Genomic DNA, 21,688 nt, shown 5'->3' on the forward strand with positions numbered 1-21,688 from the left:
TCCCGAACCGGGCCATGGGGACGACGGTGCGGCGGATCTGTGGCGCTGCTGTACGTGGTGCGGGTGCTGCTGGTGGTGCCTCAGTGAGCGGCGACGCGGGCCATGCTTCCGTGCCCCGGGTGCATCGACACGGCGGCCGGCTGGCGACTGCCGTTCGGTGCCGCGGGATTACGGCGCGGTTGAGCGGCCGCACCGTTCTGGACGTCCATCACGGCGTGAGCCACGAGGCCGCCCATGGGGTCGTGCCGGATGAGATCCCGCAGACGGGACCTCGAGGAACGCCCTTCGTTCCCGGGGTAGAGGTGCTTGCCGAGTCCGACCGCGTGGGCCAGCGCAGCGAGCGCCGCGGTCCGCGGGTCCGGCGGTACGCCGGTGCGGATCGCACTGTCCAGCCGGGCCCTGATGTCCCGGCTGATCGCCGTGTCCGTCGCCTGGTAGCGAGTCGTCGGCAGCACTCCGCACATCTGGCCCGCCACGGCATGCACCATGCCGCACCGCTCCAGATGCGAGAGGTAAATCTGGCGCAGCCCCAGTCGGGGCCCGCCGATCCAGTGGACGGCCCGAACCGGGCTGCCGCGTCTGCGCAGCAGTTCCAGTGCGGAGTCCAAAGTCGGATCTCCTGTCGGCCGTGGCATCACCACGGCGATACGATCCCCGTCCGGGGCTATCCGTCCTGCCAGAGCCAGCTCCACTAGCTGAGCTCCGGCCAGGCCGAGGTCGAGCGACTGCGGCTGCGCTGTGGTACCCGTGGCCGGGTCCAGAGCGAGCAGTAGAAGCTCTTCCGGAAGTGTTCTGCGGCTCCTGCCCATCCATGCCTCCCCGCGTGGATGAATGACAGGGTGACCCCTCTCACATTGGTCTGTCGAGAGCACCTGGGTACTTTCTGCGGGAACCGGCAGGTATGTCGTTCTCGTCTTAGCACGAAAGCGCCGCTCTCACACAGGACACTGGTAGATGGTTCGGACAACACGGGCTGCCGTTGGACGGCCCGTGTTGCGCGTACGTACGGCGTATGGCGCATGACTCATGGAGGAGGCACGGTGGCGGGCGAGTCCCCCGACAAGTCGGAGCAGCGGAAGTCGTCGGGGGAGACGACTCCGGGTGAACGCGACCCGCGGCTCGCCGTGTTTCGCCAGGCGTCCCCGGGAGCGAATGCCCCCGTGGTGGATCAGGCGACGGCGGTCTTCAAACTGCCGGCGGAGCGGACGGGCGGGCCGGCCGCACGGCCGGACACCGAACCGGACGCTCCGGTTGCCACGGAGCCGGGCGGGGAGTCGGGTTCGGTGGAGAACGACGTGAGGCTGCGCGCGGCGGTGGCTGCGTGGGTCCGCAGCGCGGACGACGGCGCGGACGACGGCGCGGACGAGGGCGGGGCCGAGGCTGCGGACGGGGCTGCGGGCGAACCGGATGGCGATGCGCCGTCCGCGCCGTCGGCGTCCGGGCCGCGCGTCGATGCCGATGCTGCGGTCGATGCCGAGGGCGAGGGCGAGGCCGACCCGGTCGCCGCTGAGGCGTCCGCGGAAGCAAAGTCCGGGTCGGCCGACGCGGACGTGGACGCCGATGACGCGGACGATCCCGCTCCGGTTGAGGAGCCCGCAGCCAGGCCCCGCGTCCAGGCCTCCGCCGGGGCCGAGGAGGCGTCAGCGGACGCGAGCGCGGCCCACACCCCGCCCGCGCCGAGCGCCGAGGCCACCGACGCGGACACGGATGTCCACGCGGATGTCGACGCGGAGGATGACGCGGAGGATGACGCGGAGGACGAATCCGCCGACGGGACCCCGTCGGCCGAGAGCCCCGCCGAGGCTCCCGAGCAGTCGGCCGACTCCGACGAGGCTCCGTCCTGCGAGCCGGACCCCGCCGAGGACAAGCCCGCAGCCGGCAAGGCAGCCGAGGACAAGCCCGCAGCCGGCAAGGCAGCCGAGGACAAGCCCGCAGCCGGCAAGGCAGCCGAGGACAAGCCCGCAGCCGGCAAGGCAGCCGAGGCCGACGCTCCGTCCACCGAGGCAGACCGGACCGACCGGACCGAGGGCAAGCCCGCCCCGTCCGCGGACAGGCACGACCCTGCCGAGAGCAAGGCAGCCGCCGCCGAATCCGCGGAAGCAAAGCCCGCTGCCAAGCCTCCCGTCGACCAGGCCACAGCCGTCTTCAAGACGCCGCGCAAGCCCCCGGTCGACCACCCCACCACCGCGCTCAAGGTGCCTCCGGCCCCCCGGCCCGAAGCTCCCGCCGAGAAGACCAGCACCTTCGTGCCGCTGCGGGGCGACGGCGTGCGTACGCCCGCCCCGAGCAAGCCCGAAGCCTCGGCTGCCGCCCCCGCGCCCGCTCCCGAGACCCCGCAGGCCTCCGCACCGGCCGCGCAGGCCTCCGCGCCCGCCTCCCTCGCCGAGGCCGAGCGCACCAGGCAGCAGCCCATGCCCCCGCTGCCGCCGCTCGATCTGCTCGCCGAGCTGACGAACACTCCGCCGCCGGCCCAGACCCCCGTGCGCACCGTTGTCCGGCGGATCAAGATCTGGACCCCGCTCGTTCTTCTGCTTCTGATCGTCTTTGCGATCGTGCAGGTTCTGCGTCCGCTTCCCGATCCGGAGCTCGCCCTCTCCGCCGGGCAGACGTTCACGTTCAAGGGCGGCAAGCTCGCCATGCCGTGGCCCGACGAGGGCCAGGGCGCCGTCGAGGTCGAGGGCGTCGGCGCTATCGGTACGTACGGAGCCCAGAAGCCTGCCCCGATCGCGAGCGTCGCGAAGACGATGACGGCGTACGTGATCCTTCAGGAGCACCCCATCTCCGGCAAGGAGGTGGGCGAGAAGATCACCGTCGACCAGAAGGCGGAGGACGAGTCCAGGATCGGGGACGAGTCGACGGCACGGATCTCGAAGGGGCAGCAGTTCACCGAGAAGCAGATGCTCCAGCTGCTGATGATTCCGTCCGGGAACAACGCGGCACGTCTGCTGGCCCGCTGGGACTCGACGTCCGAGGCCGAGTTCGTCAAGAAGATGAACGCCGCTGCCGAGAAGCTCGGCATGGCCAACAGCACCTACACGGACCCCAGCGGTCTGAAGGCCACCACCGTGTCCACGCCGCAGGACCAGCTCAAGCTGGCCAAGGCGGTTATGCAGAACGACATCTTCCGCGGCATCGTCAACTCTCCGAACATCGAGATCCCCGGTGTCGACGGCGGCGGCGTGGGAGGACGGATCGAGAACAACAACAGGATTCTGCTGCAGCCGGGAGTGAGCGGCATCAAGACCGGCTCCTCCACTCCCGCCGGCGGGAATCTGCTCTGGGCCGCCAACACCGTGGTCGACGGCAAGCAGCGCCGGATCATCGGTGTGGTGATGGGCGCGCAGAAGGCCGTGCAGCTGATCGACAAGCTGAATCTGGCGGTGGAGAACTACAGCCTCAAGCTGATCCGGGCCGCCCAGGACGGCGTCACCTCGGCGACCGTCGTCAAGAAGGGTGATGTCGTCGGTTACGTCGACGACGGCCTCGGCGGCCGGACCGCCGTCGTCGCCACCAAGGAACTGAAGGCGGTCGGCTGGGGCGGCCTTCAGGTCGACCTCCAGCTCGGCGACGACAGCAACAAGATCCCCCACTCCGCGAAGGCGGGCACCGTCGTCGGCCAGCTCTCCGTCGGCTCCGGCACCGGCAAGGTGACCTCCCCGGTCGCGCTCCAGCGGGACCTGACGGAACCTGGATTCGGCGCCAAGCTGACCCGGCTCGGCTAACCCGGGCAGGCGGCGCGGGCGTCCCGGAGTGCCGGGACGCCCGCGTGCTAGCGTCCCGGGGCAACTTCCGGGCGCCCGGGCAGCGTCCTTGCACATGACAGCGCACGTCGGAGGCAGGCAGGCCGAGGGAGCAAACGGCACAGCCGGGGAAGACGGAGAGAGCCGCAGTGACCACCGCTGAGCCGACACACGCGGACGGCAGCAGCCCGGACAGCGGGCTGCGAATACGTCCGCCCGCGTCCGGTCCGCACGACCCCGGCCCCCTCGCCGACCTCCGCGACCGGCTGAGCCGTCATCCCGTGCTCGTCGCGACGGCGCTGGCCGCGCTCACCCATCTGATCTGGTTCTTCTTCTTCGCCAACAGCGGCGGGGACATCGCGGCCCAGGACGCCTGGGCCGAGTTCGTCGGCCGCCATCCCGACTCCGCGTACAACCTCGCCTGGTACGGCGGGATGCACCCGGTCTCGTACAGCGTCGTCTCGCCGTATCTGATGTCCCTGATCGGCGTCCGCTCGACGATGATGGTCGCCGGTACGGTCTCGGCCGCGCTGACCGCCCTGATCCTGGTCCGCGTCCCCGCCGTCCGCAATCCGCTCGCCTGCGCGCTCGCCGGTGTCTTCGCCTTCCTCTGCAACGCCCTGTCCGGCCGGGTGACGTTCGGCCTCGGCATGATGTTCGCGCTGGGCGCGGTCGCCGCGGTCTTCTGCTGGCCCCACCGCTGGCGCTCGAAACGCTGGGCGAAGGCGGCGGTGGCCGCCCCGCTCGCCGGAATCGCCACCGCGTCGAGCCCGGTCGCCGGTCTGTTCCTCGGTGTCGTCGCGGCGGCGCTGTTCCTGAACCGGCGCCGTCCCGGTGCGTACGCCCTCGGCCTCGCCCCGGTCGTGGTCGTGGCGCTCTCCGCCTGGCTGTTCCCGTTCTCCGGTACGCAGCCGATGTCGTTCTGGTCGACCTCGCTGCCGTTCACCTTCGGGGTGCTGGTCCTCGTTCTCGTACCGAAGGACTGGCGCACGGTCCGCGTGGCGGCGGGCGTCTACACCCTCGGTACGCTGCTGACCTGGCTGATCGACTCCCAGATCGGCTCGAACGTCTCGCGCCTCCCGATGCTCTTCGCGGGCGTGGTGCTGCTGGCTGCGCTGCCGTTCTGCCTGCCGAAGTCCCGGAAGTGGTACGCGCTTGTCATCGTCTTCGCGGGCCTGAACTTCTGGATCGGCTTCAAGGCCGTCGACGACATGGTGCGTACGGCCCCGGCCGCCTCCTGGAACCGCGAGCTCGCGCCGCTGGTCAACCGGCTCCAGCAGGTACGCGCCGAGCGGGGCCGGGTCGAGGTCGTCCCCGCGAGCAGCCACCGTGAGGCATCCGCACTGGCGCCGTACGTCAATCTGGCCCGCGGCTGGAACCGGCAGGCGGACATGAAGCGCAACCCGCTCTTCTACGACGACGACAGGACGCTCACCTCGACCGGCTACCGCGCCTGGCTCGACCGGTGGGCGGTGCACTTCGTGGTGCTGCCGAAAGGGTCGCCCGACTCCAGCGGGGCGAAGCAGGAGGCGGAGCTGGTGCGCGAGGGCCAGCCGTATCTGACGCGGATCTGGAGCGACGCGAACTGGCAGCTGTTCGCGGTGAAGGACCCGATGCCGCTGGCGGACCCGCCGGCGTCCGTGGACCGGGCCGGCGCGGGTGAGCTCACGATCCAGGTCAGGACGGCGGGCCGGGTGCTGATCCGGATCCCGTACTCGCCGTGGCTGAGCATCGTCGACGCGCAGGGCAAGAAGGTGAAAGCCCCGCAGGAGACGGCGGAGTCGAAGCAGCGCGACAAGGACCCGAGGACGTTCGTCAATCTCCACGGCTGCCTGTTCAAGGCGGAGAAGACCGCGGAGGGCGACGAGTGGACCGAACTCCTCGCGCCCGCGCCGGGGGTGTACCACCTGGCGGCTCCGTACCAGCCGCTGCCTCGGGGCACTCCGTGCCCGGATGAACTTCGCTGATCCCCTTACCGGCTGTAACACCTACCTGCGGCCACGGTGCTGCTGCATAGTGGAAAGCCGTGACATACCAGGTAGTTGGTCTAGTGGTTCGGGTGCGACATGAGGTGCGAAGGATGCGGGGGCGACAGCAGGGACTTTCTGCCCGACGGGCGGTGTCCACACTGCGGAACTGTTGCCTCCGGGATCGTGAAACGGCGAGTGCAAGGGGGAGCGCGGGTGGCCGGGAACACGCTGGCGGGACGTGTCTCCCGCCTGTCCCGGACCGGGAAGATCCTGCTGGCGGCGGGAGCCGTTCTGTCGGCCTTCGCCGTGACCGTAACGGCGGTGACGCTGTCGGAAGGTGACTCGGCCGCGACGGGAGCGGGCACGCCCGACAACTACGACCTCGCGCCGGGCGACCTGGGCGGCGCACCGCAGCGGATCGTCCCCACGGCACTGCCCAGCATCACCCCGGCGGCCACGCCCTCACCGGACCCGAGCGACTCGCGCGGCGCGAAGACGCCGGGCGACGCGAAGCCCACGGGTACCTCCCGCCGCCCCTCCTACTCCGCCTGGGCGGGCCCGGGTTGCAGCGGCGGCGGCCTCTACCGCGAGACCGCCCGGTTCAAGGACGGCTTCAACGGCTGGTACACCGTGAGCAAGGGCGGCCACAAGGGCGACGGCTGCGACGGCAGTTTCTCCGCGATACCGATGTCGGGCAGCAAGACCACGGACAACGACAGCAGGGCGACCTGGACGTGGTACGTGGGCAGCGGCTACACGACCTGCTCGGTGGCCGTGGTCGTCCCGGACACGGGCCGCGACGCGGACGTGGCGGGCAGTCCGACGACCTACCGCGTGCTGGCCGATCCCGAGGACGACGAGAGTGCGATCAAGTCCTTCGAGATCGACCAGAGGTCACTGCGCGGAAGGGACAAGGTCGTCCGGAAGATCCCGGTGACCGACCAGCAGGTCGCGGTGCAGATGGTCGACCGCGGGCGGAACCCGGGCCGCGCCGACGGCGAGACCCCGCACCATGCCGCAGCCCAGATGCGGGCGGACTGCCGCTCGTGACCCCGTCAGCGGCCGGCCCCGGAGCGGGCCGCCGCCCGCACGGCTTCGTCGCACTCCTCGCAGGCGAGCCCGGCCCACCGGGGCGCGTGCCAGACGGACGGATCGGGACCGGTGTGCGCAGCTTTCGCCATGGTGGCCGCGGACCGGCCACACATGGTGTGCGCCGTGTCCCAGTGTTCGTCGCCGGCGCCGGGCCAGTGAACCGCGTGCACGCGGACGGGCTGCCGGATGTCGTGGCCGCTCGGACCGAAGTGGTCGTGCTCGTGTGATGCGTCCTGTATCGCTGTGGCGTACTGACTCATGCGGCAGACGATAGGCCGGAATTGAGCTCCGGGAGAGGGGAATGCACACACCGAACTGCCGGTAACCCCATCCGTTTCCATAGCGAGGCCATGAGGCGCCTACCAGCGCTTATCAGCCATGCTGCATAGTGTCAGCCATGGCTTGTCAGGGGTGTGGGCGCGATCACAGAGGTGCGCTCCCGGGGATGCGGTTCGACGGGTGTGCGGTGGACGTGCCGGTGCGGGGTCGGAGGTCGGCCGAGTACGTCGCGGGACGTGTCTCCTTCCTGTCCCGGGTGAGAAGCGCCGTCCTGGGAGCGGCGGTTGCGCTTGTTCTCGGCACGCTGGTGACGAGCATTGCGCTGCTGATCGGTGGTGGCAGCGGGACGGCGAGCGAGCCGGCCCCGGTGGCCGACACCGACTTCGGCGGCCGGCCGAACCTGATCAGCCCGACGAGCCTGCCGTTGTCGGTCCCCACGATCAGCGCGACGTCCGAGGCCGCCCCGGAGCCGGCCCGCGGGCCGGAGACCCGACGGGCAACGCCGCCCGCGAAGCCCGCCGCGCAGTCGAACGGCAGCGGCACCGCTTCACCGTCTCCTGAGCCGCTGACCGCCGCTCCGTCCCCGGACGGGAGCCGGCCCGACAGCAACTGCCCGGACTCGTACGACCCGTACGGCAAGGGCAACGGCTACGGCAACGGCGGCCACCACGGCGGCGCCGGCGGTCGCGACTGCTGGTGAAGGCGGGCCGAGCGGCCCGGGCGGCTGGGGGAGTCCGAAGCGATGGCGCGAAGCCCGGGGCGCGACCCTCCCGCCCGCCCGGGCCTCGGTCATGTGTTCGAGTGGGGGATGGCAGAATTCAAGAGTGACGATGAGCGATGAAGGCCCCTCGGAGCCCGACGCCCCCGATTCCGGGCCTTGGCAGCGCTGGGCCGGCATCCCCGGCGACCTGCTGGCGGCGCGTTCGCTGGTGTACGAGCCGAGTGGGTTCCGCTGCTCACGGCCGGTACCTGAAGCGGAGAGCGCCGAGTACGGGGCATGCGCGTTCACGCTGGACGGCCTCTCGGTGAGGTTCCGCGTGGCCAAGACGACTCCGACGAAAGCCGGTCAGTTCGTCACGGTGTGGGTGAGGTCCGCGAGCAGGCCGATCCGGCCCTTCGACGCGGAGGATGCCGTTGATCTGTGTGTCATCAGCACGCGGGACGACCAGGGGTTCGGTCAGTTCGTCCTTCCGCGGGACGTGCTCTGCGAACGAGGCATCATGTCCCGGAGCGGTGCTGGCGGTAAGCGGGCATTCCGCGTCTATCCCCCATGGGCGACGACCACCAGCCGCCAAGCGCGCCACACACAGATGTGGCAGTTGAACCACTTCCTTCCGCTGCCTGAAGACGGGCCTGTCGACACTGCCCGCGCCCGCGCGCTCTATCACGGCTGAGTCCCTGGTACCCGTTCGCGAGCGGAGCCCGTCTCACGTCCGCGGGGCGTTGGGTGGGACCGAGATGGGCAGCGCATGACGAGCGCCCGGCGGGTTCGAACTGCGACACCCGCTTGAGGAGTTCGATCGGTTGCGGCTACAACCGGCGGATGCCGATGGTGGTGAAGCTCGCGGTCAGACTCCCGTCACCAAACCAGTCGACGGACGCGTGAGCCAGTTGAGTCATCTGGCCTCCCGGTGCTTCTCGTCAGGAGGGAGCCGTGACCAGGCCGGGGTAGATTCTGGCGGTCCGGCCGTTCATGTAGTCGTTGGCTTGGCGGCCGGTCGCGGTCTTGGGGTCGAGACCGGGTATGTGATCCCGGCCCGGTCGAACCGGAAACCCATCTTTGTCGAAGGTCCGGTTCTCGAACATCACCGACACCACGTGATCGAACTTGGGCTCGCTCTCGGTCCCGGCCACGTCCTACCTCCTGCGGTTCAGCGACTGCTTTCGGAGCACGGACGAGGAGCGGCGGGGCATCGCCCCGTCCCCTCGAAGACCATGCGGGAGTGCGCCCAGGGTGCGTTCCGCGCCTTCCACAAGTGATCGGCATCCATCCGCCTGCATGATCATGGAAACGCACGCCACGAGGTGGGGCGATGCGCCGACAGTCATGCCCACGCGGGCGGTGGAGCAACGGCATTGGCCGGCGCCGCCGCGCCGTGCGCGGCGCGGGCGCGCACTACGCAAAGTCATCGGGCTGTGATCCTCATCGCCGACGCCATCGGCGAGCCACACGGCCGACCTCGTAGGCCAGCGGCCCCGGCCTGCCCACGACGGGGCACGGGCAGACCCGGTGTCTAGCGGCGATGCCACACAGGCTCCAGCGCTCGTATCGCATCGCGTCGGGCCTCGACGTCCTTGAAGAACTGGCCCGGGTCGGCCTCGAACGCGGCGGCCAACTCGACGTGCAGCCGGGCCGCGTCTTCGGCGATCTCGTATCCGCAGCCGCCGCACCGGTACCACTCCGAGCCGACCGGGGCAAGACGGGCGGCGCACTGCGGACACTTCACGATGCTCCTATCCGGGCTGGCTGATGCCGCGTAGCAGATCCACCAACCGTCCTAGGTCTGTGTCCCTGCCTGGCCACATTCGGAACACTGCATGATGCCTCCCTCCGTGATGGATGGGTGGTGAACCCGTTCCGGCCGGGATTCCTGGCGAGGTGCTCCGGCCGGAAGGAGGGTCAAGGGGGTGTGCACAGTCGGCCGCGCGGGTGTGTGGTCGCCGAGGTCGAGCCAGATGCCCGCCATATCCCAGCCGCGGGACTCGGCGTACGCGCGGCAGGTCTCGCTCCTACGCTCCGCGCGGGGCGAGACCCGCCGCGGCCTGCTCCGCGTCGGCGCCGCCTACGCCGCCCTCGTCGGATGGCTGTACCAGGATGCCGGCGACCTGGACGGGGCGAGCTTCTGGCGAGGCGTCACCCAGGAAATGGCGATGCGGTCCCGCGACCGCACCTCATCGGTTGCTCGCTCGTCAACCAAGCCCAGGTGCGGACCGACCTCGGCGACGGGCACGCCGTCATCGACCTGTGCGAGGCGGCCCTCGACGACGCCGACCGCCTCGCCCCGAAAGTATGGGTCATGTCCCCTGCACCAACAGGCCCACGTCGCCAGCCTGTTCGGCGAGCGAAGCGCATGCTGAATCCGTTCCGGCGGCGCCGCCCGAGAGGCGCACAACAAGAGGCGCGAGCTGTCCTACCCGGACTGGTGGGGCCGAAGCCGGCCTCACCAGTCCCGGTAGGGCGATGCCCCGCTACGGCGTGCCGGTCTTGTTGAAGCCCTTGTCGAGGTAGGGGTATTGGTCCACGACGAAGCCGTCGTGGACCAGGCGGCCGATGCCGCCCTCGTCGCGCCAGACCTCCGCGGAGGAGCCGAAGGAGAATCCTCCGAACTCCTGGTGGACCTCGTCCGTGTAGACCCGGTAGCGCTGGCCGGGCTGGATGATCGTCCCCGGGGGGAAGGCGTAGGTGTGCCCGGTGGGCTTGCACTCCACGACCCAGCCGGTCAGGTCCTGGGGCGCGCCGCCCTTGTTGAAGATCTCGATGTATTCGTCGGGCTGGCCCGTGCCGTTGCCCAGGTAGCGCAGGTCGGAGATGATCACGTCCGGCTCGTCGAAGGCGAACATACAGACGACCTCGGCGAAGTTGACTCCGCCCTCCGGGCTGCGGAACTGCCGGACGATCTGGCCGCCCCGTTTGAACCCGCTCAGGACCGCCCTGTACTGCTTCCCGTCGATCGTGACCGGCTGAGGGTGGATGAACTCCTGCAGGTCGACGAGATCGTCATCCACGGGACTGCTGCCGGTGCTGTTGGGTGTCTCGTTGTGATGGAAGGCGAAGTTCAGATCGGTCGTGCTGCCGTCCTCGAACATGACGTTGACGGCGAGCATGACGTTGAACTGGCTCGGGCTGACGTTGGTGGGGAGATTGCGGTGCACGAAGGTACCGACGACGAACTCGGTGCCGTCGAGCTGAACGTCCGCGGCCGAACCACGGAACTGGTACCCGCTCTGGGAGCCGCTGCTGCCCCACCTGACGTCTGCGGTGCCCAGCCCGTCGACCGGGGAGATGGCCGGGGTGGTGGATGGGAAGACGCCGGAGGTGACGACGGTGGTCATGGTGTCTGACTCCTGCTCTCTCAGTCCTCGTCCTCGATGACCTCGGCCTTGAGCTTGGCCGGGGGCGCGGTGCCGATCTGGGCGACGCCGTCGGTGTAGCGGCCGGGCTTGGCGCCATCGACGGCTTCGAGACCGCAGGTGTAGACGATGCAGTCCCTGTCCTGGTCGGTCGTGTTCAGGTGCACGTGGTAGGTGAAGGTCAGCGTGCGCCCGTCCTCGCCGACTTTGGCCTGGACGGGCGGCAGGTTGCCGCCTGTTGTCTGGTCCATGCGCTTGTACTGGGCGCCCACCATGCCGTTCCAGCGGAATCCGGTGGGGGCGGTGAAGACGTTCTCCCGTTCACCGGCGTCGACGGTCTCGCTCCAGTTCGGCGTACGGACGCAGACGTTGATGGTGGTGCCGAGGCCACCGGGGGCGTCCTCGACGCCGCCTTCCTGCCACACCACGAGGTCCAGCTTCTGCGCACGGCCCTGTTCGTACCCCCAGTCGTAGCCGTTCGCGTAGTGGTCCTTCTCTCCGCGTGTGCCGTCGCGCGGCGGGTCGGCGGCCGGTCGTCCGGCGAGCGCGTCGGCCCGGCCCTGTTCCTCTCCCCGTTTGTAGGCTTCATTCTTCGCGGACTGCACTTCAGTGGCCATCTCCGAGTCCTCCTGGGGGTGTGATCGAAGCGTGCGGTGAAAGGGGCGGATCACGCCGGCCCGAGGGCGCCGGGCAGGGCCTGGCACCGCATGCTGCGCGGTTCGCGGAGCACGGGACGCCATGAGAGCGGTCTCCGGGAGACGAGGCGCAGGACGCCGCCGAAGGCTTCGGCCGGGGTATTGCGCAGTCGATGGCACGCACCGGGCCGTCATCCACGCCCATGGTTAACCCGAGCGCGCGGGCGGTATACCGGCGTTCCCCCATTTGCAATGCAGAATCGATTCTGTGCCACTTGTTCGAGTGGGGTCGAGGCACGAGGGGCGCACGGATACGGAGCGCAGCGGCTCCGCCCGCTGACGTCGTCGACCCCCGCGGCCGTCTGCCTCTGTCGGACCCCTGCCGTCCCCAGCGGCTCCTCCCTCGTGCGGGTGGAGCGCTCGGTGCGCTGCTCCTGCGGGTGTCGGCCGGCCGGTATGCAGGGGGTGTCAGCGACGGCTAGGAAAGGAGACGGACATGCGGGTGACGAGGCCGTGGAGGGTGGGAGACGCCGACCAGGCGCCCCTGCGACAGCGCCGGGTGGTGACGGCGTGAGGGCGACGGCCGCGGCCCGGACGCGGGAGCCGGTCTCCCCGGACGGGCAGGACCCGCTGGTCACCGCGGCGGGAAACGGCACCGCCGGCTTCTCCGGGGACGGGCGCCCGGCGGTGGAGGCGCAGTTGGCCTTCCCCGCGGATGTGGCCGTGGGCCAAGGCGCTGTCTACATCGCCGACCATGCCAACCACCGGGTGCGCCGGATCGACGGATCCGGGGTGCTGACGACGGTCGCGGGGGACGGACTGCGGGGCTTCGCCGGGGACGGCGCGGACGCGGTGCGAGCCCGCCTGGGTTTCCCGGCCGCCCTCGCGGTCGACGCGGACGGGGGCGTGTTCGTCGCCGACGAGATGAACCACCGGGTCCGCCGGATCGACCCTTCGGGTGTCATCGATACTGTGGCGGGAGACGGCTCCCGCGGCGGTGACGGTGACGGGGGAGCCGCCGGCCAAGCCCGGCTGGACGCCCCCTGTGCCCTTGCCGTGGACGGCGCCGGATCGCTGTACGTCGGGGAAGCGGGCACACCCCGGGTGCGCAGGGTCTGCGGCGACGGAGTCATCAGCACGGTCGTGGCGGCATCCGGACGGTCCGAGGGCGCCGGAGCGGCCGACGCCGGCCAGGCGTTCCTGCCCGCGGGTCTGGCGGCCGACGCGTCGGGTCGGCTGTACATCGCGGACCCGGTGGGTCGCCGGGTGCTGCTGCTGGACACGGAGGGGACCCTCCGGGTGCTGGCGGGACCGCCGGACGGGAGCGCCGGCGCCACGGTGGTCGACTGGAGCGCCCCGTGCGCCGTGGCGGTCGACGCCCAGGGGGCCGTCTACGTCGCCGACATGAACGGCCATCGCGTGTGGAGGCTGGCCGGCGGAGCGGCTCATGTGGTCGCGGGGACGGAACCAATGGCCAGTGGGGCGGTCGAGGCCGGTGACGCGGCCGAAACCGTCATCGGCGCCTCGCTCGCCTATCCGTGCGGTCTGGCCGTGGATCCGGCCGGCCGGCTGCTCGTGGCGGACAACTTCCACCACCGCATCGCGGCTCTGCCCCTCACCGTCGCCCCCTCCCATGACACCGAGCCGGAACCGGACGAAAAGCCGGAACCGGACGAAAAGCCGGAACCGGACGGAAAGCCGGAGCCTGACCGCGAAGCCGACAGCGCTCAGGACGGAGACGGGGCTGCCGCTGCCGCGCCAGCCGCGCGGTTGCTGGTACGCCAGGAGGTCGGGGTGGAAATCCCACGCGGCGGCAGCGAGTTGCTCCACGTACGGGTCTCGTCCACCGACGCCTGGTCCCCCGGGCGCGTGGAGCACCGCTTCACCGCTCCGGCGGGTCTCGTCTTCGACGGCCGTGCGACGTGCGCGTACTACCGCGTGGACGGCTCCGTGATCGCCGCTCCGGAGCCGACGGCAGCGGTGCGAGAGGGCGGCAGGTCGCTGTCCGTGACGGACGAACCTCGCCTGAACACTCCCGGCAACCCCGCGTCGGCCCTGGTGTACACCCTCGGCATCCGGGCCGGGGCGGATGCCGAGCCGGGCCGGTACACCGACGGACGAGCGGTGATCGCGGGCCAGCCGGAAGTGCGCCTGAAAGTGAGCGTTCTCGGGGACGACGAGGACTAGCGAAAACCAAGGCGAGAGCCGGCGCGAGCCCTTGAGCCGTCTGTGGCGGACTGTCCGCCACAGACGGCTCTTTGGCGGACTGTCCGCCACGGACGGCTCTTTGCGATCTCAAAACTACGCATAGAGAGGTAAACGTTTCTGTGGCCCCAGGTCACCCACCTGACCGTCACCCAATGTGACAAGGGGAGCACTATGAGTTAGCTTCCGGAGCGTGATCACGCCGTCCCTCCCGAGGCTCGGGCCCCCTGGCCCCTTCCCCCACGCCCCGCTCGCCCATCCGCTCGACCGTAAATGGCTGCATTACGCGTTCCTGTCCCGGTGTGGACGGCAGGCACTGATCGCCAACCTGTCCGTCCTGGGGTCCTCAGCCGGCGCGGTCTTCGCGGATCCGGGCGCTCCGGCCACCGGGCGGCGCAGCGGCACCGGCACGGCGGCCGAGGGGCAGCACATGGCGATCCTTCTCGTCTACGAGGAGGGATTCGGCTGGAGTTCGACGCAGTTCAACGCCGAACAGCCCGAACTGCCCTGGTCCGCGTTCCGGTTACCGCATCCGCGCGGTGAGCCCGGCACGTTCCGGGTGGCGTCCCGGTCGGCGGCACCGGCGGCCGACGTGCGGCTGACCCGAACCAGCGGGCCGTGCACCTCGCAGTGCGCGCCCTTCGGTGAGGACGAGCACCTGCGGTGGCAGTCGGAGCCCGGCGTCCTGGGTGAGGGCACCCTGCGGCACGGCGACGGCACGGTCACGACGACGGACCTGCTGGGCTATCACGAACGGGTACGCGGCCGGTGGTCCTGGCCGACGCTGGGCGGCTGGGTGTTCGGATTCGTCAACGACCCTTCCGGTCCTGTCGGGTGCGCACCGCCCTCGGCGGTGGTCTTCACCCTGATCCAGCCCACGCGCCCGGCGGACGCGGCCAACGGATCGGTGATGCTGTGGCGCGACGGGCGCATGATCCGTCACTTTCCACGCCGCAACCTGCAGGTCGCGGTCAGCGGCAGCCTGGACCGCGACCGGGTGGCGATGGTGCCGCAGCTGGCCGACGTGCTCGGCACCCCGCCGATGGCCGAGGTGCCCGGCCGGCTGCTGATCACCGCCCGGCTCGGCCAAGACCGTCTTGTCCTGGACTTCCGCTCGCACACGGCGGGACGCATCGCCAACCCGTCCGAGACGAGCCTGCACCCGTTCAGCGTGCACGAGACCCTCGGCCCGTGCACGGTGGAGGGCCGGATCGGCGGACGCCGCATCGGCTTTCGCGCCGAGGGCATCGTGGAGTTCGCCGGGGGTGCCCATGACTGAGACCATGCACGCGTTCACGGGTGCCCGGCTGCTGGACGAGACCGTCACCGCCCTGTCCGACCGGGCGCCGGCCATCCTCGCCGCCGCCGCCGACCAGCTGCGCGGCATCCGGCTCGGCCTGCACTTCAACGACGGCAGCCAAGCCACGCTCACCGCGCGGCACAGCCGTATCGTCGTAGACCAGGACCGCTGCCCGGATCCCGACGTCGAGGTCGTCTTCGACAACCGGGCCATGAATCTGCTGTTCGACCTGCAGCGCCCGCCCGTCGACCAGGCCCTGTCCGGCAGCCTCGACGTCCGCGGCTCCCAGGCGGACACCCTCGCCGTGTGGCGCGCCTTCACGCTGCTGTCGCAGCGCGCGGCGGGCCTGCGCAGCATGCAGGAACTCTGGGGCGCCTACCGCGAGCAGGCCCCCCAGCTGTGGGGCAGCGCGGCACCCGCGGTCCGGGAGCCGGCCGCCGCGCCGGTCGACTGGACCGCGCTGGACTTCCTCGCCCAACGCTCCCCCGAGGACGCGCCCGCTCCGCCCGCGCTGATCGGCGACACCACCGTCAAAGCCCCGCGCCTGCTGTGGGACGGACGCACCAGTACCAGTTGGTCGCTGGAGGACACCGTCGGCGACGCGGACCTCCTGGAGACCATGCGCCGGTGCCGGGCGCGCACCAACGAGGAGATCGACCGGCTGATGCCGGACCGCGAGCCGCGCGCCGAGTTGTACGACCTCATGCGCTCCTACCCGTCGCGGCAGGGCAAGGGCCTGCGCCCCACCCTGACCATCGCGACCTGCGCCGCCTTCGGCGGGCGCCCCGACGACGCCGTACGCGCCGCCGCGGCGCTGGAGCTGTTCCACAACGGCTTCCTCGTCCATGACGACATCGCCGACGAGTCCACCCACCGGCGCGGCCTGCCCACGATGCACGAGGAACACGGTCTGGGCCTGGCCGTCAACGTCGGCGACGGGCTGAACCTGCTCGCCATCGACGCCGTCCTGTCCAACCTCGAGACACTCGGCCTGGCCCGCACCCTCGGCCTCATCTATGAGGCGATGCACATGTGCCGGGAGTCCATCGAGGGCCAGGCCATGGAACTGGGCTGGATCCGCCACGACGTCGTCCCCGAGGCCGACGACGCCTACTTCACGATGAGCACCAAGAAGACCGGCTGGTATACCTGCATCAGCCCGTGCCGCATCGGTGCCGTCTGCGCCGGCGTGACCGACCCGGCCGTACTGGGCCGGTTCGACGAGGCGTTCCGCCTGATCGGCATCGCCTTCCAGATCCAGGACGACATCCTGAATCTGGTCGGCGAGGAGGCCCTCTACGGCAAGGAGCCCCTCGGGGACCTGCTCGAAGGCAAGCGCACGGTGATGCTGATCCACCTCTTCCGCACCGCCTACGCCCACGAGCGCCCCCGCCTCTTCGACGTCCTGCGTCAACGCCGCGTCGACAAGACCCAGCAGCACGCCGAGGAACTCCTCGCCGCCATGCGGCGGCACGGCTCCATCGAGTACGCCACCGACCTCGCCGACCGGCTCGCCGCCGAAGGCATCGCGCACTTCGAAGAAGACCTGCGCGTCATCCCCGAGAACGAAGGCAAAGCCGTCCTGCGGCAGATCGCCCACTACGTCACCTCGAGGCCACTGTGACCACCACCACGACCACATCCCCGTCGGCCGACCCCACCGCCGCCGACCCGCTGACCCCGACCGACCACCAGGCGTTCGCCTTCCTCGGCCAGGTCAACAGCTGTCTGCGCGAGTGCCTGTGCACCCTGGCCAGGCACGGCCTGGCCATCCGCCGACACGGGCCCGCACGGGCCCGCGTCCTGCTCGACACGGTCCGGCCCTGGCCCCCCTACAAGGGTGGCCAGTTCCTCTTCGACCTCATGGAGTGGGAGGACCTCATGATCGACGGCGACCCCCCGCCCCTGCTACCCGTCGAGCGGATCATCTCCACCTGCACCCTGCCCGTGCAGTGGCTCGCCGCCGCCACCGCACCGACGGCCACCGCGACGAAACTGATCCCCGGCCAACGTACCGCCGCCGCGTTCGATCTCCCCCTGCGCCTGCTGGCCACCACGGCCCACGCCGCCCTCCAGGGCGCCGCGAAGGACCTCACGGATCTGCTCGGCACGCCCGCTTCCCCGGACGAGACCGACGACGCCGAGGCCGACAACGGCACCGCACGCGCCGCCGCCCCGGAGGCCGACGCCGACGCCGGGGGCGGCGACGACGAACTGCCGCCCTTGGAAGCGGGTTTCTACCTCTACGAAGACATCATCCTCGGCGCTCTCGCCGTGCTCGGCCCGCTCCTGGCCGACCGCGCACCCGCTCCCACCGCGTCCCCGGCCTAGCTCAAGGCGTCCTCCCTCGGCCGCGACGGCCGATGAGCAAGCCCACCCTCAAGCCCGCCACCGGCGGATCCGCCCACGCGGACAACCCCCCACCACAGAAGGGAAACCCATGGCCACGCAGACCCAGGCCCCCGTCCAGCCGGGAGCCGAGAACAAGCTGTACATCCTCCAGCAGGGCATCGTCGAGGACGCACCGGGAGGGGTGCCAGCCCACCTCAGCTTCGGCATCCTCAGCACCGTCCCGGACCCGGTGAACCCCGGCGATATCACCTTCACCCTCAAGGCCCCCAACGGCTTCGTGTTCACCGGCTGGCTCTCCTGGTCCTACCACGACGTCAACACGCTCCAGGCGAAGGGCAACCTCCAGACCACCCAGGGCACCCTCGCCGAAGGAGGCCGCACGCTGACCTTCACCCACAACCCGTATCTGTCCACCAATCAGGAGTGCCTCGGCTACGCGGCCCAGGTCACCGCCATCGACGGCGTGACGCCAGGCCGCTACACCGACGGCGAGCTCCGAGTGGGCACCGCCAACCCCGTCAAGCTCAAGGGCCGCGTCCTCGGCCCCGACGAGGACTGAACTCCACTGACAGACCAGCCCATCGGTGGCTTCGGCGCTCAGCCCGGAGCCACGCCGACCGCCTCGGCGCGATGATCCGCGGCGGCGGGGGAGACCCCTCGGGCAAGGCCGAGGACTCCGCCCGGATGTAGTGGCACGTGAGTGGCACAGCGCCGTATACGGCGAAGGGCCGGCCCGGGAGGGAAACCCTCCTGAGCCGGCCCTTCATCGTGTGCCCCGGCGGGATTCGAACCTGCGACACCCGCTTTTGCTGTCACCGCAGAGCGGTCTGGACCATCCGGCGGCCAAGCGCCGACTCCAGTAACGGTCGAGGTCTTCCCTGGAGGCAAGCCCACCGGAAGGCCTCAACCGCGGAGAGGCCGTGATTGGAATTGAACCAATGTAAGCCGCTTTGCAGGCGGCCCCCTAACCACTCGGGCACACGGCCGTGACTGTCACGAAACACTGCTGAAGCGACACAGTTGGGCGCCGCTCCACAACGGCGACTTTACGGGGAGCGAGGACCGCCTCGTCAACCGACTGTCCAAATGCTGAACATTGCAGGAGGATGAACAAGCCAACCGGCAAGCATCTGGCCAGTTCCGTGGGTAGTTGTTGCTGTCACCCTTCTGTGGCTGCTAGGAATTATAGCGATCAGACCATGATCGAACCTGCACGGAGCGCTGGTTGCTTTTGTGCACGCACGGGGGAGCTTTTGCATGACATCACCGTCTTCGCGTTGTGTCACCTCCTGTGATGCGCCCGGTTGCAGGCACACCGAGGAAGGGGATTTCGTCTTGACTGCACTGTCCCATTCGTGGCTTCGTAACGTCGACTTGAAGCTCATCGCTGATCAGGTGGGAACCCCGGTTTTCATTTACAGCGAGGCTCAGTTCCGCAAGAATCTGACCCGCGTGAAAAAGGCCGCGGACGATGCGGGGCTCGGCGACAGGGTCGAATTCTATATACCTTTCTTTCCCAACTCCAATCCGTACCATCTCGCACCACTCAAGGACATGGACGGCTTCGGTGTCCTGGTGCAACTGCCCAGCGAGTACCGGATTCTGCGTTCGCACGGATTTGACAAGTTCATCGTCTCTCCCGGGCATGTCTCCGACGAGGAGATCTCCTTCTGGGACAGCACCCGATGTTCCACCTTCCTCGCCAGCCTGGACGAGGTGGCGCACTCCCTCCGCACTCAGGCGCCGTCCATCAGTGTGCGCATCGACTCCCTCGATTCCGGCAAGCCCGGTGTCAAGTACGGGGAATTAGACCGGCTCGCGGCCCTCCTGAAGGAGTACGGACGCGAGCTCGACTGCGTCGAGGTGTACTGCGGCAGCGGCAACTCCCTCGACGACATGGTCCGTACCGTCGAGGAGATGTTCGAGGTCTTCCAGCGGCACTTCCCCACCGCTCGGGGCATCAACTTCGCCGGTGGCCACGGCTTCGACTACGAAGCCCATACCGAGCAGGACAAACACTTCGACTGGGCCCTGTACTTCGCCAAGCTCGCCGACGCGGCCCGCCGCATGGGCATCCCCGAAGACGTGAAGTTCCTCTTCGAGCCTGCTCGCGACGTCCTGGCCGACACCGGCGCCCTGCTGATGTCGGTGGAACGTTCCATCATCACCACGCCGGTGTCCTCCCTGGTCGTCACCGACGGCTGCCGCATGCTCATGCCCTCCGCGCAGCTGCGCAACCGAGGCCACAACACCGCCTTCCTCGACCAGGACATGCGCGAGATCGTCAACGAGCGAGGCATCAGCGCCGCCGTCCGCGGCCGCACCATCCTGCGCAACGACTACCTGCTGCCCGGGGAAGTCCATGTCCCCGACGGGGTCGACGCGACGAGTTTCATGGTCATCTTCGACACCGGGGCCTACTGCGCCACCCAGCACATGGAATTCCTCAACGTCCCGCCGGCCGCCGAGGTCCTCGTGAGCAGCGACGGGTCGATGGACCTGATCACGGCCCCTGGTGACGACCTCGACAAGTGGCGCAACCTCCTGGCCGAGAAGCAGCCGGTCAAGAACTGATCGCCGTGCTCCCGACGGTTGCGGGCGCGCCCGGCGGCCGCCCGTACCCCTCGCCCCTTCTCGTATCCGAATGTCTCGGTCAGGCAGGAGATTGCCATGTCGACATCCCATGACGGGCTGCCGGAGGACGCCAACGGACCCGCCGACGAAGAAGCACCGTACGAGCTGTTCCAGCGGTGGTTCGAGGAAGCGTCGTCCAGTGAGCTGAACGACCCCAACGCGATGGCCCTCGCCACCGCCGGCGCCGACGGACTCCCGGATGTGCGCATGGTGCTGCTCAAGCACCATGATTCCCGGGGATTCGTGTTCTTCACCAACACCACCTCCGTGAAGGGCCGCGAACTCGCGGAGAACATGCAGGCCTCCGGTGTGCTGCACTGGAAGAGCCTGCGGCGCCAGGTGCGTTTCCGCGGGCCGGTCGAGTCCGTCACACCGGAAGAGTCCGACGCCTACTTCGCATCGCGCGCTCGCGACAGCCGCATCGGCGCGTGGGCCAGCCGGCAGTCCAGCCCGCTGGCCGCCCGGAAGCTGCTTGAGGACGCCGTCGAGGCGGAAACCAGGCGCTTCGAGGGCCAGGAGGTGCCTCGGCCCGCGTATTGGACCGGCTATCGCATTCGGCCCGTTTACCTGGAGTTCTGGTCCGATCGGCCGTTCCGGCTCCACGACAGGGTCGTTTTCACCAGGATGAGTTCTCAGGGGCCCTGGGAACAGGGGCGCCTCCACCCCTAGCGGAAGCTAGAGAAGGGTTCTACAGCATGTACTTCACCCACGCCGACGAAGTCTGGTCCGAGCACCCGAACCTGCGGGCACTGACTGCCACGGTCAGTGGCGTCACATCGGCCACGGCCGACACGGCGCAGCTCGGCCGGCTCGCCGAGCGGGTCGAGCTGCGGCAGAACGGCGCGGCCGAGGCCGACATGCCTGAAATCGCGGCATGGCGTGAGGCCTTCTCGCGCATGAGCCTGAAGCCGACTCAGTACCGGTGCGCCTCGGAGGCACTGCTGCGCCGGTACCGCAAAGAAAAGAACCTGCCCAGCCTCCACCCGCTGGTGGACTATCTCAACCACGTCTCCATGGCCTACGCCATTCCCATCGCGGTGTTCGACACCGACAGGATCTGCGACGGAATCACCGTACGACCCGCCACGGGAACCGAGACGTACGAGACGTTCCAGGGATCGGTGGAGAACCCCGGACCGGGTGAGGTCGTCTTCGCCGACGACGACGAAAACGCCCACTCCCGCCGCTGGACCTTCCGGCAGTCCGCGCGCTCGGCGGTCTCCAAGGCCAGCCAATCCGTGCTGATCGTCGCGGAGGCGCATCACGTGTCGGCGGCACGGGACCTGGCCGAGATGGAAACCGAACTGAAGGCGGGGCTGGCCACGCTCGGCGTCGCCCTGGGAGCGTCGACCATCCTTTCCGAAAGTCACCGTCGACTTGAATTCTGACCTCTCGCTGCCCGCCCCCGTA

At 69.7% G+C, this 21,688-nt stretch carries 19 protein-coding genes, 1 tRNA gene and 1 pseudogene; 14 read left to right on the forward strand and 7 right to left on the reverse strand.

Annotated elements, in window-relative coordinates:
- Positions 1 to 80 precede the first annotated feature (80 nt).
- Positions 81 to 809 carry a GPP34 family phosphoprotein gene (locus OG293_RS20290; RefSeq protein ID WP_406000197.1) on the reverse strand — a complete coding sequence of 243 codons (729 nt, stop codon included), beginning with the start codon at positions 807 to 809 and terminating at the stop codon, positions 81 to 83.
- A 210-nt stretch (positions 810 to 1,019) separates the two neighbouring features.
- Between OG293_RS20290 and OG293_RS20295 the strand changes: the two genes are divergently transcribed.
- The 3 genes from OG293_RS20295 (at position 1,020) to OG293_RS20305 (ending at position 6,760) form a co-directional block, all read left to right on the forward strand.
- Positions 1,020 to 3,722, forward strand: a complete 2,703-nt coding sequence (locus tag OG293_RS20295) for a serine hydrolase (protein ID WP_406000198.1) — start codon at positions 1,020 to 1,022, stop codon at positions 3,720 to 3,722.
- Between the two features lie 167 nt (positions 3,723 to 3,889).
- Entirely contained in the window at positions 3,890 to 5,707 is a 1,818-nt protein-coding gene (locus tag OG293_RS20300; protein ID WP_406000199.1) for an MFS transporter, read from the forward strand.
- A gap of 216 nt (positions 5,708 to 5,923) precedes the next feature.
- Positions 5,924 to 6,760 carry an adhesin gene (locus OG293_RS20305; RefSeq protein WP_406000200.1) on the forward strand — a complete coding sequence of 279 codons (837 nt, stop codon included), beginning with the start codon at positions 5,924 to 5,926 and terminating at the stop codon, positions 6,758 to 6,760.
- A 5-nt stretch (positions 6,761 to 6,765) separates the two neighbouring features.
- Here OG293_RS20305 and OG293_RS20310 read toward each other — a convergent pair whose 3' ends face one another.
- Positions 6,766 to 7,062, reverse strand: coding sequence for a hypothetical protein (locus tag OG293_RS20310; RefSeq protein WP_406000201.1), 297 nt, complete (start codon positions 7,060 to 7,062; stop codon positions 6,766 to 6,768).
- 185 nt (positions 7,063 to 7,247) lie between these two features.
- On the opposite strand from OG293_RS20310, the gene OG293_RS20315 reads away from it, so the two are divergent.
- Together OG293_RS20315 and OG293_RS20320 are read left to right on the forward strand one after the other, a co-directional pair.
- On the forward strand, positions 7,248 to 7,781 hold the full coding sequence (locus OG293_RS20315; RefSeq protein WP_406000202.1) for a hypothetical protein: 534 nt from the start codon (positions 7,248 to 7,250) through the stop codon (positions 7,779 to 7,781).
- Positions 7,782 to 7,911: 130 nt separating this feature from the next.
- Positions 7,912 to 8,475 carry a MepB family protein gene (locus OG293_RS20320; RefSeq protein ID WP_406000203.1) on the forward strand — a complete coding sequence of 188 codons (564 nt, stop codon included), beginning with the start codon at positions 7,912 to 7,914 and terminating at the stop codon, positions 8,473 to 8,475.
- 247 nt (positions 8,476 to 8,722) lie between these two features.
- On the opposite strand, the gene OG293_RS20325 is transcribed toward OG293_RS20320, so the two are convergent.
- A complete protein-coding gene (locus tag OG293_RS20325) occupies positions 8,723 to 8,935 on the reverse strand; it encodes a hypothetical protein (RefSeq protein WP_406000204.1) in 213 nt (70 codons plus the stop codon).
- Positions 8,936 to 9,315: 380 nt separating this feature from the next.
- Positions 9,316 to 9,528: a hypothetical protein gene (locus OG293_RS20330; protein WP_406000205.1), complete on the reverse strand. Its 213-nt coding sequence runs from the start codon at positions 9,526 to 9,528 to the stop codon at positions 9,316 to 9,318.
- A gap of 280 nt (positions 9,529 to 9,808) precedes the next feature.
- Here OG293_RS20330 and OG293_RS20335 point away from each other — a divergent pair.
- Positions 9,809 to 10,153: pseudogene (locus tag OG293_RS20335) on the forward strand (Twin-arginine translocation pathway signal); the annotation flags it as partial.
- Between the two features lie 117 nt (positions 10,154 to 10,270).
- On the opposite strand, the gene OG293_RS20340 reads toward OG293_RS20335, so the two are convergent.
- A complete protein-coding gene (locus OG293_RS20340; RefSeq protein ID WP_406000206.1) occupies positions 10,271 to 11,134 on the reverse strand; it encodes a choice-of-anchor K domain-containing protein in 864 nt (287 codons plus the stop codon).
- A gap of 20 nt (positions 11,135 to 11,154) precedes the next feature.
- A complete protein-coding gene (locus OG293_RS20345; RefSeq protein ID WP_406000207.1) occupies positions 11,155 to 11,769 on the reverse strand; it encodes a hypothetical protein in 615 nt (204 codons plus the stop codon).
- Positions 11,770 to 12,357: 588 nt separating this feature from the next.
- Between OG293_RS20345 and OG293_RS20350 the strand changes: the two genes are divergently transcribed.
- From OG293_RS20350 to OG293_RS20370, 5 genes are all read left to right on the forward strand, one after another.
- Complete coding sequence (locus OG293_RS20350; protein ID WP_406000208.1) at positions 12,358 to 13,974, forward strand: serine/threonine protein kinase; 1,617 nt, start codon at positions 12,358 to 12,360, stop codon at positions 13,972 to 13,974.
- Between the two features lie 211 nt (positions 13,975 to 14,185).
- Positions 14,186 to 15,271, forward strand: a complete 1,086-nt coding sequence (locus tag OG293_RS20355; RefSeq protein WP_406000209.1) for a hypothetical protein — start codon at positions 14,186 to 14,188, stop codon at positions 15,269 to 15,271.
- Positions 15,264 to 16,916, forward strand: a complete 1,653-nt coding sequence (locus OG293_RS20360) for a polyprenyl synthetase family protein (RefSeq protein WP_406000210.1) — start codon at positions 15,264 to 15,266, stop codon at positions 16,914 to 16,916. The genes OG293_RS20355 and OG293_RS20360 overlap by 8 nt, the downstream gene beginning before the upstream one ends.
- On the forward strand, positions 16,913 to 17,623 hold the full coding sequence (locus tag OG293_RS20365; RefSeq protein ID WP_406000211.1) for a hypothetical protein: 711 nt from the start codon (positions 16,913 to 16,915) through the stop codon (positions 17,621 to 17,623). Before OG293_RS20360 ends, OG293_RS20365 begins: the two co-directional genes overlap by 4 nt.
- Positions 17,624 to 17,732: 109 nt before the next feature.
- Positions 17,733 to 18,203 carry a hypothetical protein gene (locus tag OG293_RS20370; protein WP_406000212.1) on the forward strand — a complete coding sequence of 157 codons (471 nt, stop codon included), beginning with the start codon at positions 17,733 to 17,735 and terminating at the stop codon, positions 18,201 to 18,203.
- 356 nt (positions 18,204 to 18,559) lie between these two features.
- On the opposite strand, the gene OG293_RS20375 is transcribed toward OG293_RS20370, so the two are convergent.
- A tRNA-Cys gene (locus OG293_RS20375) sits at positions 18,560 to 18,630 on the reverse strand.
- 409 nt (positions 18,631 to 19,039) lie between these two features.
- Between OG293_RS20375 and OG293_RS20380 the strand changes: the two genes are divergently transcribed.
- From OG293_RS20380 to OG293_RS20390, 3 genes are all read left to right on the forward strand, one after another.
- Positions 19,040 to 20,218: a hypothetical protein gene (locus OG293_RS20380; protein WP_406000213.1), complete on the forward strand. Its 1,179-nt coding sequence runs from the start codon at positions 19,040 to 19,042 to the stop codon at positions 20,216 to 20,218.
- Between the two features lie 96 nt (positions 20,219 to 20,314).
- A complete protein-coding gene (gene pdxH / locus OG293_RS20385) occupies positions 20,315 to 20,947 on the forward strand; it encodes a pyridoxamine 5'-phosphate oxidase (protein ID WP_406000214.1) in 633 nt (210 codons plus the stop codon).
- A gap of 26 nt (positions 20,948 to 20,973) precedes the next feature.
- The gene (locus OG293_RS20390) at positions 20,974 to 21,666 is read left to right on the forward strand and encodes a B3/4 domain-containing protein (protein WP_406000215.1); all 693 of its coding nucleotides are present in this window, start codon (positions 20,974 to 20,976) and stop codon (positions 21,664 to 21,666) included.
- Positions 21,667 to 21,688: the final 22 nt, after the last annotated feature.

Origin of the sequence: Streptomyces sp. NBC_00829 (genome assembly GCF_045161795.1) — a bacterium.
In the GTDB taxonomy this organism is placed as follows: domain Bacteria; phylum Actinomycetota; class Actinomycetes; order Streptomycetales; family Streptomycetaceae; genus Streptomyces.

Coding starts and splice junctions, on each gene's coding strand:
- pdxH (WP_406000214.1), top strand. CDS start 20,315: ATGTCGACATCCCATGACGGGCTGCCGGAGGACGCCAACGGACCCGCC.
- OG293_RS20320 (WP_406000203.1), top strand. CDS start 7,912: ATGAGCGATGAAGGCCCCTCGGAGCCCGACGCCCCCGATTCCGGGCCT.
- OG293_RS20295 (WP_406000198.1), top strand. CDS start 1,020: ATGACTCATGGAGGAGGCACGGTGGCGGGCGAGTCCCCCGACAAGTCG.
- OG293_RS20290 (WP_406000197.1), bottom strand. CDS start 809: ATGGGCAGGAGCCGCAGAACACTTCCGGAAGAGCTTCTACTGCTCGCT.
- OG293_RS20345 (WP_406000207.1), bottom strand. CDS start 11,769: ATGGCCACTGAAGTGCAGTCCGCGAAGAATGAAGCCTACAAACGGGGA.
- OG293_RS20360 (WP_406000210.1), top strand. CDS start 15,264: ATGACTGAGACCATGCACGCGTTCACGGGTGCCCGGCTGCTGGACGAG.
- OG293_RS20370 (WP_406000212.1), top strand. CDS start 17,733: ATGGCCACGCAGACCCAGGCCCCCGTCCAGCCGGGAGCCGAGAACAAG.
- OG293_RS20340 (WP_406000206.1), bottom strand. CDS start 11,134: ATGACCACCGTCGTCACCTCCGGCGTCTTCCCATCCACCACCCCGGCC.
- OG293_RS20390 (WP_406000215.1), top strand. CDS start 20,974: ATGTACTTCACCCACGCCGACGAAGTCTGGTCCGAGCACCCGAACCTG.
- OG293_RS20315 (WP_406000202.1), top strand. CDS start 7,248: ATGCGGTTCGACGGGTGTGCGGTGGACGTGCCGGTGCGGGGTCGGAGG.
- OG293_RS20310 (WP_406000201.1), bottom strand. CDS start 7,062: ATGAGTCAGTACGCCACAGCGATACAGGACGCATCACACGAGCACGAC.